General features: G+C 63.3%; 11 protein-coding genes. 6 read left to right on the top strand and 5 right to left on the bottom strand.

All coding sequences use genetic code 11. The features are described 5' to 3' along the window. Positions 1-244: 244 nt before the first annotated feature. Positions 245-1,249 carry a LacI family DNA-binding transcriptional regulator gene (locus DSM100688_RS05150; RefSeq protein WP_152358072.1) on the bottom strand — a complete coding sequence of 335 codons (1,005 nt, stop codon included), beginning with the start codon at positions 1,247-1,249 and terminating at the stop codon, positions 245-247. Between the two features lie 360 nt (positions 1,250-1,609). Between DSM100688_RS05150 and DSM100688_RS05145 the strand changes: the two genes are divergently transcribed. From DSM100688_RS05145 to phoA, 5 genes are all read left to right on the top strand, one after another. Then, a complete protein-coding gene (locus tag DSM100688_RS05145; RefSeq protein ID WP_152358071.1) occupies positions 1,610-2,998 on the top strand; it encodes an extracellular solute-binding protein in 1,389 nt (462 codons plus the stop codon). A gap of 195 nt (positions 2,999-3,193) precedes the next feature. Further along, the gene (locus tag DSM100688_RS05140; protein ID WP_152358070.1) at positions 3,194-4,081 is read left to right on the top strand and encodes a carbohydrate ABC transporter permease; all 888 of its coding nucleotides are present in this window, start codon (positions 3,194-3,196) and stop codon (positions 4,079-4,081) included. Beyond that, complete coding sequence (locus DSM100688_RS05135; protein WP_152358069.1) at positions 4,078-4,902, top strand: carbohydrate ABC transporter permease; 825 nt, start codon at positions 4,078-4,080, stop codon at positions 4,900-4,902. The genes DSM100688_RS05140 and DSM100688_RS05135 overlap by 4 nt, the downstream gene beginning before the upstream one ends. Before the next feature lie 109 nt (positions 4,903-5,011). Next, complete coding sequence (locus DSM100688_RS05130; protein ID WP_152358068.1) at positions 5,012-7,558, top strand: glycoside hydrolase family 31 protein; 2,547 nt, start codon at positions 5,012-5,014, stop codon at positions 7,556-7,558. Positions 7,559-8,139: 581 nt separating this feature from the next. Beyond that, positions 8,140-10,338, top strand: coding sequence for an alkaline phosphatase (gene phoA / locus DSM100688_RS05125; protein ID WP_152358067.1), 2,199 nt, complete (start codon positions 8,140-8,142; stop codon positions 10,336-10,338). A gap of 154 nt (positions 10,339-10,492) precedes the next feature. Here phoA and DSM100688_RS05120 read toward each other — a convergent pair whose 3' ends face one another. The 4 genes from DSM100688_RS05120 to dnaK all read right to left on the bottom strand — a co-directional run bounded on the left by DSM100688_RS05120 (position 10,493) and on the right by dnaK (position 15,044). Then, on the bottom strand, positions 10,493-11,059 hold the full coding sequence (locus DSM100688_RS05120) for a heat shock protein transcriptional repressor HspR (RefSeq protein WP_152358066.1): 567 nt from the start codon (positions 11,057-11,059) through the stop codon (positions 10,493-10,495). A 116-nt stretch (positions 11,060-11,175) separates the two neighbouring features. Further along, complete coding sequence (locus DSM100688_RS05115) at positions 11,176-12,207, bottom strand: DnaJ C-terminal domain-containing protein (RefSeq protein ID WP_152358065.1); 1,032 nt, start codon at positions 12,205-12,207, stop codon at positions 11,176-11,178. Between the two features lie 213 nt (positions 12,208-12,420). After that, positions 12,421-13,143 carry a nucleotide exchange factor GrpE gene (gene grpE / locus DSM100688_RS05110; protein WP_152358064.1) on the bottom strand — a complete coding sequence of 241 codons (723 nt, stop codon included), beginning with the start codon at positions 13,141-13,143 and terminating at the stop codon, positions 12,421-12,423. A gap of 11 nt (positions 13,144-13,154) precedes the next feature. Further along, positions 13,155-15,044, bottom strand: coding sequence for a molecular chaperone DnaK (gene dnaK, locus DSM100688_RS05105; protein WP_152358063.1), 1,890 nt, complete (start codon positions 15,042-15,044; stop codon positions 13,155-13,157). Between the two features lie 668 nt (positions 15,045-15,712). Here dnaK and DSM100688_RS05100 point away from each other — a divergent pair. Further along, a complete protein-coding gene (locus DSM100688_RS05100; protein WP_152358062.1) occupies positions 15,713-16,387 on the top strand; it encodes an HAD family hydrolase in 675 nt (224 codons plus the stop codon). Positions 16,388-16,450 lie beyond the last annotated feature (63 nt).

Genomic DNA, 16,450 nt, shown 5'->3' with positions numbered 1-16,450 from the left:
GATTCGGCCACCAAAAACGGCTGTATGTCCGTTAGGGGGGGGTGAGGTCCGTTCCCGCGTGTTGCCTTCGACTGAACCCGCGCCGCCTTTTTTACGGCGCACCCCCTTAACGGACATACAGCCGTTTTAGGTAGGGAAATCGGCTGTATGTCCGTCGGAGAGGATTACGGGGTGAGGAGGCGCGGACTGTGGATGGTCCGCTGGTAAGGGGTAAAGGGCTTTTTCTTATACCGGCTATGGGGCTTTAGCGGCTGGGGGAGGCGGTGGTGTCGCGGACGACGAGCTGGACGGGGAAGATCTCGTGCGGATGATCCAGAGGTCGTCCCTCGATCAGATCCAGCGTCTTGCGCGCGGCCGCCGCGGCCATCGCGTACGGATCCTGCCGCACGGTCGTCAATCCGATATCCGCGGAGAACGTGCTGTCGTCAAACCCAGTGATCGACAGGTCGTGCGGCACCGTCAGCCCGTACTTATGCAGGTTGTACAGCAGCGGGATCGCCTGCGAATCCTGATGGAAGCAGACCGCGGTGATCGGCACGTCGGACGAGTACAGCGCCGACGCCATTGCGTCGAGCATGTTGCCGCCCGGCTGGATGGAGACGACCTGGCCGTGCAGCCCCTGCTGTGCGCAGGCGTCGCGGAAGCCGGCGATGCGGTTCTGCGAGCTGAATCCGAGCCGGGTAGTGAAGTCCTCGTACATGTACAGCAGATTGCGGTGGCCGAGCTGCGTGAGATGCTTCACGATGAGCTTGATGCCGAGCCGGTCGTCGATGCTGGTGGAGGCGGTGAAGTTGTCGCCGGTGATGTTGATGCCGACGATCGGGATGCGGATGGCGTGGTGCAACCGGTCGATTTCCTCGGGGCTGGCCGCGAACGACGAGATGATGACCGCGTCGGCGTTGCCGGACAGCGGCAGCTCCTCGAAGAACTTGTGACGGGCGTCCTCGGTGTCGATCGGATAGATGACCAGATCGTAGCCGGCGTCGCGCAGCACCGCGTTCAGTCCCTCGATCAGGCCGGCGGTGAACCATTCGATCTTGCCGCTGCCGACCAGCAGCGCGACGCGGTAGGAGCGGCCGGAGCGCAGCACGCCAGCGGTGCGGGAGACGGAGAAGCCGAGCTGGTCCGCGGCTTCCATGACCTTGGCGCGGGTTTTGTCGGAGACCAGATCGGGCTTGGAGAACGTGCGGGACACGGTTGCGGTCGATACGCCGGCCCGTCGCGCGACGTCGTCGATGTTGGCCTTCATGACGGCACTCCTTTCTGCGATGAGCACGCTTGCGCATACGTATGCACCTATGCATTGGTGATATGCAATCTTGCCGCCACCTCATGCATGCCGCGGACTGCGCATGCCGTGCAAGATCGGTCTGCTGTTATGACATTCTACGCCATGCAAGCGTATGCACGAAATGAATGTAACGGTTTACAGTGGCGACACGCCGAGGGAAATTGCTATGTTAGCGTGCACAATGCTTGCAATGTAACGGGTTGCAAATGTAACGGGTTGCATACAGGTTTTCGTCGATTTGCCGAACGGGTTCGATGGGTTTATTCTGTTTCATGTCCGCAAGAAATTGCGAGGGATTACAAGGAAGTAAGGAGAAACATGAACATCAAGAAAGCGTTTGCAGCTGCTATTGCAACCGTGAGCATTTTCTCTCTGGCTGCTTGCGGCGGTAGCAATACTGCGACCGGCACCACCGATACCAAGGCCGACAAGGGCCTTGACGTGATGGGTCAGACCATCAAGTACGATCCGAACCACCTCGTCAACGACGGCAAGCCGATCAACCTCGAATACTGGAGCTGGGGCAGCAAGGGCTCCGATCCGGTCTACGACATGATCGACGCCTATCAGAAGATCTATCCGAACGTCAAGATCAAGACCGTCAACGTTTCCTGGGACGACTACTGGACCAAGCTGCCGCTGGCGCTCAAGGGCAAGAACGGCCCGGCCATCTTCAACATCCACAACTCCTACGATGCGCTGATCCGCCCGTACGCCGCCGACTACGACATCGACAAGGCCGATCTGGAAGCCGACTACACCACCGCCTCCGTGCACGAGGACGAGAACGGCAAGGTCAAGTACATCGACTCCGTGATCAACACCGGCAACATCTACTACAACAAGAAGCTGTGGGCCGAGGCTGGCCTGACCGACGCCGACATCCCGACCACGTGGGACGAGTTCATCAAGGTCGCGCAGAAGCTCACCAAGACCGACGGCGGCAAGATGACCCAGGCCGGCTTCAACTTCAACGGCGACGCCTACTCCGCCATCTACCAGGGCCTCAACTACCAGAAGGGCGAGCTGCTCTTCAGCGAGGACGGCACCAAGGCCAACTACGATAACGACGTCACCGCCGAGAACATGCAGTTCCTCAAGGATCTGTACGACAAGTACAAGGTCGGCTCCAACGACTTCGGCAACGACTACACCCAGAGCTTCGGCAACGGCCAGTCCGCGATGATCTACGCGTGGGGTCACATGGAAGGCACTCTGAAGGAGAAGTACCCGGATATCGAGTACGGCATCTTCGCCACCCCGACCTTCACCAAGGACACCCCGTTCGCCTACGACCGCTACAACGGTGAGTCCACCCCGGGCGTCAACGGCAACCAGACCAAGGAGCAGCAGGCCGTCGCGCAGGACTTCATCAAGTTCATCCTCGCCAACGATGACTACATCCGCGATGCAGTCAAGTACCTCAACTCCTTCCCGGCCAAGTCCTCCCTGCAGGAAGACAAGGACATCCTCGCCCAGCCGGTCATGGCTGCCATCCAGCCGCGCGTCGACCGCCTGATCTGGCCCGGCCCGGCTCCGGCAACCGTCGAGACCAGTGGCAAGACCGCTTTCGAGAACGTGTTCCAGAACGGCATGAGCATCGCGGAAGCGCTCAAGACGGCTCAGAACCAGATGGACACCGACATGAAGAGCTCCAACTTCAAGTCGATGGAAAGCAAGTACGCCTACTACGACGAGCACAAGTAAACCGTTTCTTCCCTTCCTCCCCGGCCGGCCTGCGCCGGCCACCCCCACAGGCCGCGGCAAGACGTTCCCCTTTCCCGCCTTGCCGCGGCCTTTCTTTTCGCAACAACGCTCTGCGAGCCGCACGGATGCGGCCGCAAGACTTTAGGAGATTGACATGAACCCGTTCATGGCACCAGCCAAGCGAGGTGAGATCCGATGAAGAACACCAAGAGCTCCGGATCCGTCCTCAGCAAGATCTTCTCTCTCCGCAACATCGCGGTCACCTTCCTCGTCGTCTACTTCGCCGTCTTCCTCGCCTACCCGATCTTCAAGGCGTTCGCCGGCAGCCTCCACGACTGGAACCCGCTGGTCGGCACCTACGAGTGGGTCGGACTCGCGAACTTCGCCCAGATCCTTACCGACAAGCTGTTCTGGACCTCGATGCTGAACACCGCGATCTTCGCCGGCGTCTCCACCTTCTTCCGCATCGTGCTCGGCCTCGCCCTCGCGCTGCTGCTCAGCTCCAAGATCGTCAAGTGCAAGGACTCGCTGCGCGGCCTGTTCTACATGCCGACCATCACCCCGCTCGTCGCCGTCTCGTTCGTGTGGATGTGGATGTTCGACCCGCAGTTCGGCATGATCGACCGCGTCACCGGCCTCAACATCAACTGGCTGCACGACACCAAGTGGGCCATGCCCGCGATCATCATCATGACGATCTGGAAGGACTTCGGCTACGCTACCGTTCTCTACCTCGCCGGCATCATGAACCTGCCGCGCGACGTGTACGAAGCGGCGTCCATCGACGGCGCGAACGGCGTGCAGACCTTCTTCAAGATCACCCTGCCGCTGCTCAAGTCCAGCACCCTGTTCATCGTCATCACCTCGCTGATCAGCTACCTGCAGGCCTACGTCCAGTTCCTCGTCATGACCGAGGGTGGCCCGGGCACCTCCACGTACACCATCAGCTACCTCATCTTCGACCAGGCGTTCCAGAAGTACAACTTCGGTGTCGCCTCCGCGCAGGCCGTCGTGCTGTTCCTCTTCACCGGCGTGCTCACGCTCATCATGTTCAAGGTTTCGGGAGATACGGATCTGTCATGAACACGAAACGCAACATCGCCGGTTGGATCCTCACCGCGCTCCTTTTCGTCATCGCCTTCATCACCATCGTCCCGTTCATCTGGATGCTGATCTCGTCGTTCGCCCCGAACAGCGAAATCGTCAAGGTGACCGGCGGCCTGTTCCCGACGCCGTCCACCATCGAGAACTACGTGAACATCCAGGAGAAGTTCAACTTCATGCGGCTGTTCGCCAACTCGCTGTTCGTCGCCGCGCTCAAGACCATCATCGCGATCTACACCAGCGCCGTGCTTGGCTTCGTGTTCTCCAAGATGCACTTCCGTGGCCGCGACCTCCTGTTCGGCGTCGTCATGAGCACCATGATGATCCCGTGGGCCGTGACCATCATCCCGCAGTACGAGATGTTCACCAACTGGGGTCTGCAGGATACGTACACCTCGCTCGTGGTGCCCGGCCTCATCAGCGCCTTCGGCATCTTCCTGTTCCGCCAGTCCATCGGAGGCATCTCCGACGAGCTGATTGAAGCGGCCAAGCTGGACGGCGCGTCCGACACGCGCATCTTCCACAGCATCATCCTGCCGATGAGCCACAACACCATCGCGGCGCTCGCCATCTTCACGTTCCTGTGGAACTGGGAAGACTACCTGTGGCCGTTCCTCATGATCACCGACGAGAACAAGCAGCTGCTCGCCGTCGGTCTGAAGGCCTTCAACGGCCAGTACGGCACCGACTACGGCGGCCTGTTCGCGGCGACCTCGCTGGCGATCATCCCGGTGATCGTGGTCTACATGATCTTCCAGAAGCAGTTCATCGCCGGCATCGCGACCGGCTCCGGCAAGTAACCAACCCATGCTGCGGCTCCCCCTGCCGATTCGTTCGGCAAGGGGAGCCGCAGTATACGATACGGCAACTCACTACGACAACACATATTCATACGAAGGGGTATCCACTATGGCAACGTCGCCCAATCCGCAGGACTTCAAGGTCGACGCGGCGCCGGCCATGCGCGCCGACAGCACGATCGTCGGCGACCGCTGGCGCATCGGCCTGCTCACCGACTCGCTCGTACGCTTCGAATGGTCCGATAGCGGCGACTTCGAAAACCGTCCCACGCAGACCGTGCTCAACCGTGACTTCGGCGAGCCGGTACAGTACACCGTCACCGAACGCGACGGCCGCATCATCATCGACACGGCCGCACTGTACATCACCTACGACAAGCAGCCGTTCAGCAAGGAAGGCCTCAGCGTCGTCGTCAAAGGCGTGTCCGACACGCAGTTCAACACGTGGCACTACGGCGACGAACAGCGCGGCAACCTCAAAGGCACCGCGCGCACGCTCGACGAGGCGAACGGCGCGATCCCGCTCGACGACGGCGTGATCTCACGCGACGGCTGGGCCGTGATCGACGACTCCGCCTCCAACATCATCGTCGAAGCCGACGAGATCAACGGCAAGCACAACCCGTTCGGCAGCTGGGTCACCCCGCGCGACACCGCCGAAACCGACCTGTACTTCTTCGGCTACGGCCACCGCTACATCGAAGCCGTGCACGACTTCTACCGCCTCACCGGCCCGACCCCGCTGCTGCCGCGCTGGGCGCTCAGCAACTGGTGGAGCCGCTACTACCGCTACACGCAGGACGGCTACCTCGCGCTCATGGACCGGTTCAAGCGCGCCGGACTGCCGTTCACCACGTCCGTGATCGACATGGACTGGCACCGCGTGGACGACGTCGACCCGAAGTACGGCTCCGGCTGGACCGGCTACTCGTGGAACCGCACGCTGTTTCCCGACCCGCCGCAGTTCCTGCGCGACCTGCACGCACGCGGACTGCACACGACCCTCAACGTGCACCCGCGCGACGGCGTGCGTGCGTTCGAGGACGCCTACCCCGAAGTGGCGTCGCGCGTCGGCATCGACCCGGCCACCGAAGAGGCCGTCGAATTCGACCTGACCAACCCGCAGTTCGTGGACGCGTACTTCGACATGCATCACCGCATGGAAGACGACGGCGTCGACTTCTGGTGGCTCGACTGGCAGCAGGGCGGCGTGACGAGGCAGAAGGGTCTTGATCCGCTGTGGATGCTCAACCACATGCACTACCTCGACTCCGGGCGCGACGGGCGCTGGCCGCTCACGTTCTCGCGTTACGCCGGGCCAGGCTCGCACCGCTACCCGGTCGGCTTCTCCGGCGACACGATTGTGACATGGGAGTCGCTCGCGTTCCAGCCGCAGTTCACCGCGACCGCGTCGAACATCGGCTACGGCTGGTGGAGCCACGACATCGGCGGCCACATGTTCGGCTACCGCGACGAGGAGCTGGAGGCCCGTTGGTACCAGCTCGGCGCGTTCAGCCCGATCAACCGCCTGCATTCGTCCAGCTCACCGTTCGTGGGTAAGGAACCGTGGAACTTCCGTGCGGAGATCTGCGACGCCATGACCGACGTGCTGCGGCTGCGTCATGCGATGCTGCCGTACTTGTACACGATGGACTACCGCGCGGCGCGCGACGGGCGGCCGCTGGTCGAGCCGATGTACTGGCAGTCGCCGGACATCGCCGACGCGTATGAGGTGCCGGACGAGTTCCGGTTCGGCACCGAGCTGATCGTCGCGCCGGTGGTGTCGCCGAACGACCGCGCGGTGCAGCGCGGACGGGCCGAGGTGTGGCTGCCGGACGGAGAGTGGTTCGACTTCTTCGACGGTCGCCGGTATGTTTCACGGGGTGTTTCCGGGCGTGGACGACGGCTGGAGGCGTGGCGTGCGATCGACCGGATGCCGGTGTTCGCCAAGGCCGGCGGCATCGTGCCGCTGCAGGAGGTCGCGGGGGCCGGTGCTGGCGACGCGGTGAATGCGGTGGACAATCCGCGTGCGCTGCGCGTACTCGTGTTCCCGGGGGCCGACGGTGCGTTCACGCTGCGCGAGGACAACGGCACGCTCGCGGCGGCCAAGGCCGGGCGCACCGCGGATACGTCGATGACGTTCACGTGGGGTGGCGCTGGTGCCGCTGGTGCTGGGGCGAGCGTCTTTGCGGTGGCTCCGGTCGCCGGCGACGTGACGGCGGTGCCGGACAAGCGCGACTGGACGGTCGTGTTCCGTGGCGTCGCGCCGGTCGCCGACGCCGATGTGCGCGTGCTGGCCGGCGGCCAGTCCGTTGACGCTGCCGCCGTGTCGGTGACGTACGACGAGGCCACGCTGAGCCTGTCCGTCAGCGTTGCGGGCATTGCTTCGACCGAGGGCCTGCGTATCGAGATCGCCGACGGTCTGCGCATCGCCGACAATCCGATCGAAGCGGACGTGATGGAGCTGCTGCTGCATACGCAGATGCTGTACCGCACCAAGGAACTGGCCTTGAACGCCGTGCAGGAGCTCGGCGTGGGCGCGCTCGACGCGATCCGCACCATGAACCGCGGCCCGCGCTACGACAACGACTTCTGGGTGACCGAAATGCCCGATGCCGTGGCCGGCGCGCTCGCGGAGATCCTGCTGCGCAGCTAGAGGGACAGTCGTGAGCAGTCAGTCGTGAGTGGACAGTCGTTCCGTCCCGCTGACCTCATCTCACTTCAACGGACATACAGCCGATTCAGATAGGTGAATCGGCTGTATGTCCGTTTTTTGATGTTTGGTATGTGTCGCGCGATGTGTGATGTGACGCTTCGTACGTGCGGGCGTGCATGGGGATGCAGCGCTTCCCCTCAACGGACATACAGCCGTTTTTGACGGCGGGATCGGCTGCATGTCCGCAGGGAGGAGGCGCAATATTCCTATTGCACGGCTCAGCGATGTATCGCATATCCCCAGCGGACAACCAGCCGATTCCGCCGTCAAAAACGGCTGTATGTCCGCTAGGGAAAGGGGGACGGTGAATACAACATGACATGAGGAGTTCAGACGGGGTTCGTGTTGTGGTCGACCGGGCGTTGCTTTCGCGGCATAGCGTCGGACATGGAACTACCGTTATGGGGTTCTCCAACGGAACCGGATGGGGAAACGAAGTTCGATTTCGGGGGAAGGTTCTGGTGTACGTCATACCGGCATGACAATGACGCGACGTACGCCATGAATGGAAGAAGATCCATATGAACATGAAGCAAGTCGCGAAAGGCGCCATCGCCGCGCTGACCTCCGTGGCCGCGCTCGGCGCGCTGACCGCACCGGCCTTCGCCGCAGACGGCAAAGGCGTCGAAGCACTGTCCGAGCACGGCGGCGCGCAGCGCATCGCCGGCGTCTACGGCAACGCCAAGGCCAAGAACGTCATCCTCTTCATCGGCGACGGCATGGGCGACTCCGAAATCACCGTCGCTCGTAACTACCTGCACGGCGTGAACGGCTCCTTCGACGGCATCGACAAGATCGGTCAGGCCGGATCCGCCCCCGAAACCGGCGTCGGCCAGTACACCACCTTCTCGCTCGGCAACAACTCCGGCGACTCGCTCATGGCTAAGGACAAGAAGGGCCAGCTCGCCGGCAGCACCACCGCCGGCGTGATCACGCCCGTCACCGACTCGTCCGCCTCCGGCTCCGGCTGGTCCACCGGCACCAAGACCTACAACAACGCGGTCGACGTCGACGTCAAGGGTAACCCGCAGCTCAACCTCATCGAACTCGCCAAGGCCGCCGGCAAGGCCACCGGCAACGTGACCACCGCCGAAATCCAGGACGCCACCCCGGCCGTCCTCGAATCGCACTCCACCGAGCGCGCCTGCTACGGTCCGCAAGGCAAGTGGGACGGCAAGACCGACACCAACGGCGACGGCAAGATCGACCCGGCCACCGACGGCAACCAGACCAAGAACTGCCTCGCTAACCAGCTCAAGGAGAACGGCGGCATCGGCTCCATCTCCGAGCAGCTGCTCGACACCCGCGCCGACGTCACCATCGGCGGCGGCTCCAAGTACTTCAACCAGTTCGGCCTCGACGGCAAGACCCTGTGGGAGCAGGCCAAGGACCGCGGTTTCCAGACCGTCCAGTCCGGTGACGTCGCCGGCTTCAAGGCCCTGAGCGAAGCCAACCAGGGCAAGCCGGTGCTCGCCCTGCTCGGCGACGGCAACCTGCCGACCGAATTCAACCCGTCCGTCGCCACCAAGTACAGCGCCGACAAGGACGCCAACCCGACCGTCTGCACGCCGAACGACAAGTGGCTCGGCAACCAGGGCGCCTCGCTCGCCGATTTCACCGACAAGGCCATCGACCTGCTGAGCAAGAACGCGAACGGCGCCAAGAACGGCTACTTCCTGCAGGTCGAAGGCGCGTCCATCGATAAGCAGGACCACAACGCGAACGCCTGCGGCCAGATCGGCGAAACCGACGACCTCGACAAGGCCATCCAGGCTGCGCTCGCCAAGGTCGACCTGAACAACACGCTCGTCATCGTGACCGCCGACCACGCGCACACGTCGCAGATCGTCGAAGCCCAGCCGTACTACGCGCTGAGCACCGTGCTCAAGAACCACGACGGCTCCAAGACCGTCATCTCCTACGGCACCTCCGACGAGCCGGTCTACCAGGACGCCGACGGCAACCCGATCGACAACGACGAGTACACGCAGGGTGAGGACGGCGACGCCAACACCGCCGAGAAGTTCGCCGGCGCACAGGGCAACATGAGCCACACCGGCACGCAGCTGCGTATCGCCGCCTCCGGCCCGGGTGCCTCCCGCGTGGACGGCTTGACCGACCAGACCGACAACTTCTACACCATCGCCAACGCGCTCGGCCTCGCCGCCGACAAGACCACGCAGGACGCGCTGTCCGACGGCGCCAAGGTGGCCGTGAAGAAGTCCGCCGACGGTAAGTACACCGCCGACGCCACCGGTTTCAACGGCGACGCGGTGCTCTCCTACAAGCTGACCGACAAGGCCAGCGGCAAGGTCGTGGCCCAGTCCGCCGACAACGACACCAACAAGACGCCGGTCGCCGGCGTGCGTGTCGCCACCGCGCAGACCACCGAGATCACGCTGCCGTCCGACTTCAAGCCGGCCGAGGGCGCGAACTACACGCTCACCGTCACCGGTCGCCAGTCCGGCAAGGCCGTGGCCGTCGACTTCGCCGGCGCGAAGCAGTCGTCCGACCAGCAGCCGGGCCAGCAGAACGGCAACGGCACGAACGGTCAGAGCGGCGCCAACCAGCAGGGTTCGCAGACCGTCGCGCAGAACAGCGTCAAGAACCCGGCCGCGCCGCTCGGCAAGACCGGTGCGACCGTGCTCGGTGCGGTGCTGCTCGCGCTCGCGCTGGTCGCCGGTGCGCTGTGCATCACGTTCTCCAAGGGTCGTCGCTGAAATTAGTGACGTGCTGAGATAGGCATTGGGCCGTACCCCGGTGGGGTGCGGCCCAATGTGCGTTTGGATGTTTGTGCTTTGACTGGTCGGATTGCGCCCCTCAGCAGCTGCGCTGACAGCTCCCCTCAGAGAGGGGAGCCGGAGATGGGCCGTGCTAGTCGCCGAGGAGGACGAGCTCGGCGGGGACGAGTTCGGTGTCGTCGTCATGACGGCCGGCGGTGATCTGCAACGGCTTGCCGCTGCCGCGCCGCCACACACGGTAGTACTTGGACTTGGCCTGCGCCTGCCGCACCTCGACGACCTCGCCGTCGATGCCGGCCTCGAACACGCTGCCGCCCTCGAGCCGCTGGCGAAGATGCCGGTTCTGGCGACGCAACTGACGATTCTCCTCCTGCAACGAGAGGATGCGCGTCACGCCGGCCAGATTGATGCCCTCATCCTGACTCAAATGCTGAGCCTGTACCAGTCGGTCGATATCGCGCAGCGTATACCGTCGCGCGCCGCCCTCGGTACGTTTGGCGACCACCAGTCCCAGACGGTCATACTGACGCAGCGTCTGCGGGTGAATCCCCGCGATCTCCGCCGCCTGACCGACGCTGAACACCGGCAGCTCCACGTTCAAACCGAGCGAATCCACCGCATCGAGATCGGCCCGGGCGGAAACGAGCGCCGCCGCACACGCGGCATAGGCACGCCTGACTTCCTGCGCGATTCTCGCCATCTGCACTCATCTCCTGTACTACAAAGGCGGCCGTCGTCCGCGACGGTCGCCAATCGATACGCAACGAAAAACGTGACCGGAAGCGGACGCCTCCGGTCACGAAAGACCAGCCGAAATCACCGCTGCGCGGCCAGCTCGGCCGCGAAGTCACCCGACGCCTTGTCGAACTCCTTCGCCGCATGCTTCACGCCAAGACCCGGCTTGGCCGGCACGTGAATCTGCACGCGTCCGATCAGATCGCCGAACGCATTGCCGTTCTTCACGCCCTTGCCGGCGACATGCACTTCCGTGCCGCTGGACGAACCGGCCGGCACCTTGAACGTCACCGGATTACCGTCGATGTCCTTGAGCTCGACCTTCGCGCCGGTCACGGCCTCGCCGACGGTCACCGGAAGATCGGTCACCAGATCATGGCCGCTCATCGTGAACTTCGGATCGGCCGCAACGCTCACGTGCAGGTACAGATCGCCCGGCTTGCCGCCGTTGCGACCGGGCTTGCCCTTGCCGCCGAGACGGATCTTCTGCCCATCCTTCACGCCGGCCGGGATATGCGTCTTGAACTTCTTGCCGTCGACGCTCAGCGACACGGTGGCGCCCTTCACGGCCTGACGGAACGTCAGCTTGATCTTCGAGGTGCGGTCCTCGCCGTTCTCCGGTTCAGGTGCGGACTCGTACTGCGCATACTGGCCATACGGGCTGCCCTGCTGACCGAAGCCGCCGCGACCGCCGGCGCCGGGCCCTGCCGCCCCGCCGAACATCGAGAAGATGTCGTTGAGATTGGTCGGGCCGCCGCCGCTCGTGGAGAAGCGGATGTTGCCGCCGTTGCCGTTGCCGAACATCGAGCCGAAGACGTCGGAGAAACCGGACGCGTCGAATCCGCCATTACCGGCGCCGCCGGCGAAACGCGCGCCGCCCATGCCGAACTGGCGAATCGCATCGTACTTTTGGCGGGTTTCCTTGTTGTTGAGTACGTCGTATGCCTCGGAGATGTCCTTGAACTTCTCCTCGGCCTCCTTGGTCTTGTTCAGATCAGGATGGTATTTGCGGGCCAGCTTGCGATAGGCCTTGGTGATGTCGGCCTCGCTGGCGTCCTTGGAGACACCAAGGACTTTGTAGAAGTCTTTGCTCAGCCATTCATTCTCAGCCATTCATGTCTCCTTTCTACGTATGGAATAAGAGATGCGGCGACCGCGTGGGACGGCGATGTATGTTGCCCGACACGCTCCGGGCCGCTCGGCCAAGTCATACGGTCGGGCAACACACATCGCCATCCCACGCTCGTTATTCGCGCACCTTGTGTCTGTGGAAAGTCGGATTGGCGTTAGTCAATGACCGACTTCCACAAACCATTTTTGGGGAAATCAGTTCTTGGGGGAGGCGACGACCACGCGGGCGGCGCGGATGACGCGATCGCCGATGCGATAGCCGGCTTCCACCACGGTGTCGACGGTGTCCTTCTCGGCCGCATCGTCCGGCTTGTGCAGGATCGCCTCGTGCTTGGTGGGGTCGAACTCCTCGCCCTTCTCGCCGAACTTCTCGACGCCGAACTTCTCGAACGCCTTGTCGATCTTCGCGGCCACGGCCTTGAACGAATCGTCCATCTCGCTGTGCTCGCGGATGCGGTCGATGTCGTCGAGGGCCGGCAGCAGCGCGGTCAGCACGTCGATGATGCCGTGCTGACGGAAGCGCTCCTGCTCCTTCTGCGTGCGGTTGCGGTAGTTGATGAACTCCGCGCGTTCACGCTGCAGGGCCTCGAGATAGTCGGCGGCCTCCTTCTTGGCCTTGCCAAGCGGCGTGAGGGTGTCGTCGCCGGACTTGGCGGCGTCGGCGTCCTTAGACGCTTCGGATGCCCCGGCCGGCGTCTCATTCTCGGCGGTCTTGCTCTCCGCCGCGCTTCCCGCACCCTCGGCCGAAGACGAAGACGAAGCCGAAGAATCCTGGGCCTGGGACGGCTGCTTGGCCTTCGCCGCATCACCCGTCGTAGAGTCGGCCGAGCCGGCCGCGGCCGACGCAGCCGCACCAGCAGCCACGTCGTCCACGTCCGGCAGGTCGTTCAGGTAATCGTCCTTGTTGAACTCAGCCATCGGACGGAACCTTACTTGTTGTCCTTGTCGTCGTCATCCACGACTTCAGCGTCCACCACGTCGTCGTCGCCACCGTTCGAGGCAGCGCCCGACGCGCCGGCACCGGCCGCACCCGCACCAGCAGCGCCGGCGGCACCGGCCGCGGCCTGCTGCGAGTACAGGGCCTCGCCGATCTTCTGCGCGGCGGTCATAAGCTCGCTCTGCGCGGTCTTGATCTTCTCGATGTCCTCACCCTTCAGGGCCTCCTTCAGGGCGTTGACCTTGTCGGTGACCTCCTTGGCGATCTCATCGGAGATCTTGTCCTTGTTGTCGTTGACGAGCTTCTCGGTCTGGTAGGCGAAGGCCTCGGCCTGGTTGCGGGTCTCGGCTTCCTCCTTGCGCTTCTTGTCCTCGGCCTCGTGGGCTTCGGCCTCCTTGACCATGCGGTCGATCTCGTCCTTCGGCAGGCCCGAGCCGCCGGTGATGGTCATCGACTGCTCCTTGCCGGTGCCCTTGTCCTTGGCGGACACGTGCACGATGCCGTTGGCGTCGATGTCGAAGGTGACCTCGATCTGCGGGACGCCACGCGGAGCCGGCGCGATGCCGGTCAGCTCGAAGGTGCCCAGCGGCTTGTTGTCGCGGGCGAACTCGCGCTCGCCCTGATAGACCTGGATCAGCACGGACGGCTGGTTGTCCTCGGCGGTCGAGAAGACCTCGCTCCTCTTGGTCGGGATGGCGGTGTTGCGGTCGATGAGCTTGGTCATGATGCCGCCCTTGGTCTCGATGCCCAGCGACAGCGGGGTCACGTCGATCAGCAGGACGTCCTTGCGGTCGCCCTTGATGACGCCGGACTGCACGGCGGCACCGACGGCCACGACCTCATCCGGGTTCACGGACTGGTTCGCTTCCTTGCCGCCGGTGAGCTCCTTGACGAGCTCCTTGACGGCCGGCATACGGGTCGAACCGCCGACGAGCACCACATGGTCGATGTCGCTCACGGAGATGCCGGCGTCGCGCAGCACGTTGTTGAACGGCGTGCGGCAGCGGCCGAGCAGGTCGGAGGTCATTTCCTCGAAGTGGGCGCGGGTGAGCGTCTCGTCGAGGTGCACCGGGGTGCCGTCAGGGGTCATGGCGAGGTACTGCATGTTGATGGAGGTCGAGGTGGACGAAGACAGTTCCTTCTTCGCCTGCTCGGCGGCTTCCTTCAGACGCTGCAGCGCGATCTTGTCCTTGCTCAGGTCAACGCCGTACTTGTTCTTGACTTCGCCGACCAGCCAGTCGATGATCTTCTGATCCCAGTCGTCGCCGCCCAGGTGGTTGTCGCCGTTGGTGGCCTGCACCTGAATGGTGGAGAAGCCGTCCTCGTCCTTGCCGATCTCCAGCAGCGACACATCGAAGGTGCCGCCACCCAGATCGAAGACCAGGATGCGCTCGTCTTCCTTGCCCTTTTCGAGGCCGTACGCCAGTGCGGCGGCGGTCGGCTCGTTGATGATGCGCAACACGTTCAGGCCGGCGATCTTGCCGGCGTCCTTGGTGGCCTGACGCTGGGCGTCGTTGAAGTACGCCGGGCAGGTGATCACCGCGTCGGTGACCGGCTCGCCCAGGTAGGCTTCGGCGTCGCGCTTCAGCTTCATCAGGATCTGTGCGGAGATCTCCTGCGGCGTCCACTTCTTGCCGTCGATCTCGGTGGTCCAGTCGGTGCCCATGTGGCGCTTGACGGAGGAGATGGTGCGGTCGACGTTCGTCACGGCCTGACGCTTCGCGACCTCGCCGACGAGGATCTCGCCGGACTTGCTGAACGCCACGACGGACGGCGTGGTGCGCGCGCCTTCCGCGTTGACGATGACGGTCGGCTCGCCGCCTTCCAGCGTAGCGATGCAGGAGTTCGTAGTACCCAGATCAATACCTACTGCACGTCCCATAATGTGCTCCTTTGTTGAGTGTGTTCGTTGTACGTTACTTGCTCAAGTTTCGGATGATCGGGTCTGCGATCGGTCACGGTCGCCGGCCCGGCACCCTCGTCTCGAGGATGACGCTCTGTTTTGTTTTCCAAAACTTGAGCCTACACCACTCAACTTTTGTTTGCAAACTTTTATTCCCGCTTCTTCATAATTTTTTCGCGACGTGTTTTCTCCCCGCTTCTCCTTGCCTCCTCCCCAACGGACAACCAGCCGATTGGGCCGCGAAATCGGCTGGTTGTCCGTTGAAGGGAAAGGCGAGAGGATGATGAGGAGGGGGCGGGGCGGTGGGTCGTCATCCACTGTCTTCTCAACGGACATACAGCCGATTGTGAGGTGGAAATCGGCTGTATGTCCGTTAGGGAGGTTGGGAGGTTAGGAGGTTGGAAGGAGTGGGGGATGAGTCCGAAGGGACGGTTTCTGACGTCTGTGTCCTATTCCCCTAACGGACATACAGCCGATTTCGCGGTCTTATCGGCTGGTTGTCCGTTAAGGGGAGAGGGGTTGGGGATGATACCGCAACGGGCGTGGACGAAAACGACATGGTCGCGGTGGCGTTCGTCCTCGAGTTTTGATGAGATAGAACCGATAACACCGCAGCGGACACAACAATAAAGAAAGGCGGACCCGCGATGATGCTCAAGGCCGTGTTCTGGGATATGGATGGCACGCTGATCGACTCCGAGCCGTACTGGCACGACAGCGAACTGACGATCGCCGCCGCGCACGGCGGATACTGGGACAAGGAACTGGCGTGGCAAGGCTCCGGTACGCCGGTGCCGCAGGTCGCGCAGCGCATGGTCGAGCATGGCTGCCAGCTGTCGGTCGAAGAGATCGGCAAGGGCATGATCGACTACGTGGCGAAGGCCGAGGCCGAACACATGCCGTGGATCGACGGCGTGACCGACGTGCTCAAGTCGCTGGTCGCGGCGGGCATTCCGTCCGTGCTGGTCACGACGTCGCCGCGTCACCTTGCGCAGAACCTGGTCGATCAGGCGCCGGAAGGCGCGTTCGCCGGATTCGTCTGCGGTGATGACGACGTCGAGAAGAAGCCGTCGCCGGCACCGTACCTGGCGGCCGGCAAACTACTGGACATCGCGCCCGAAGACATGCAATATTGCGTGGCGCTCGAGGATTCGATGAGCGGGCTCACGTCCGCCGCCGCGTCCGGTGCGACCACGATCGCGCAGACGGGATACATCCAGACCGACACGTCGCAGGGCCCGCAGTTCGCGTCGATCACGTCGTACGCCGGCGTCACCGCCGATACGCTCGACGGCTACGTGCGCCAGCGCGTCGCCGCGTAAGCCGCAACGCACCATTCCTTTCCCCTAATGACGGACATACAGCCGATTACGCACCAGAATCGG

This window comes from Bifidobacterium ramosum (assembly GCF_009299505.1).
In the GTDB taxonomy this organism is placed as follows: domain Bacteria; phylum Actinomycetota; class Actinomycetes; order Actinomycetales; family Bifidobacteriaceae; genus Bifidobacterium; species Bifidobacterium ramosum.
The sequence above is the reverse complement of the archived record's forward strand: the minus strand, read 5'-3'. Positions and strand labels throughout refer to the sequence as shown.

Bases quoted from the DNA above. Each gene is read 5' to 3' on its own strand.
- DSM100688_RS05150 (WP_152358072.1), bottom strand. From the start codon at position 1,249: ATGAAGGCCAACATCGACGACGTCGCGCGACGGGCCGGCGTATCGACC.
- DSM100688_RS05145 (WP_152358071.1), top strand. From the start codon at position 1,610: ATGAACATCAAGAAAGCGTTTGCAGCTGCTATTGCAACCGTGAGCATT.
- DSM100688_RS05140 (WP_152358070.1), top strand. From the start codon at position 3,194: ATGAAGAACACCAAGAGCTCCGGATCCGTCCTCAGCAAGATCTTCTCT.
- DSM100688_RS05135 (WP_152358069.1), top strand. From the start codon at position 4,078: ATGAACACGAAACGCAACATCGCCGGTTGGATCCTCACCGCGCTCCTT.
- DSM100688_RS05130 (WP_152358068.1), top strand. From the start codon at position 5,012: ATGGCAACGTCGCCCAATCCGCAGGACTTCAAGGTCGACGCGGCGCCG.
- phoA (WP_152358067.1), top strand. From the start codon at position 8,140: ATGAACATGAAGCAAGTCGCGAAAGGCGCCATCGCCGCGCTGACCTCC.
- DSM100688_RS05120 (WP_152358066.1), bottom strand. From the start codon at position 11,059: ATGGCGAGAATCGCGCAGGAAGTCAGGCGTGCCTATGCCGCGTGTGCG.
- DSM100688_RS05115 (WP_152358065.1), bottom strand. From the start codon at position 12,207: ATGGCTGAGAATGAATGGCTGAGCAAAGACTTCTACAAAGTCCTTGGT.
- grpE (WP_152358064.1), bottom strand. From the start codon at position 13,143: ATGGCTGAGTTCAACAAGGACGATTACCTGAACGACCTGCCGGACGTG.
- dnaK (WP_152358063.1), bottom strand. From the start codon at position 15,044: ATGGGACGTGCAGTAGGTATTGATCTGGGTACTACGAACTCCTGCATC.
- DSM100688_RS05100 (WP_152358062.1), top strand. From the start codon at position 15,713: ATGATGCTCAAGGCCGTGTTCTGGGATATGGATGGCACGCTGATCGAC.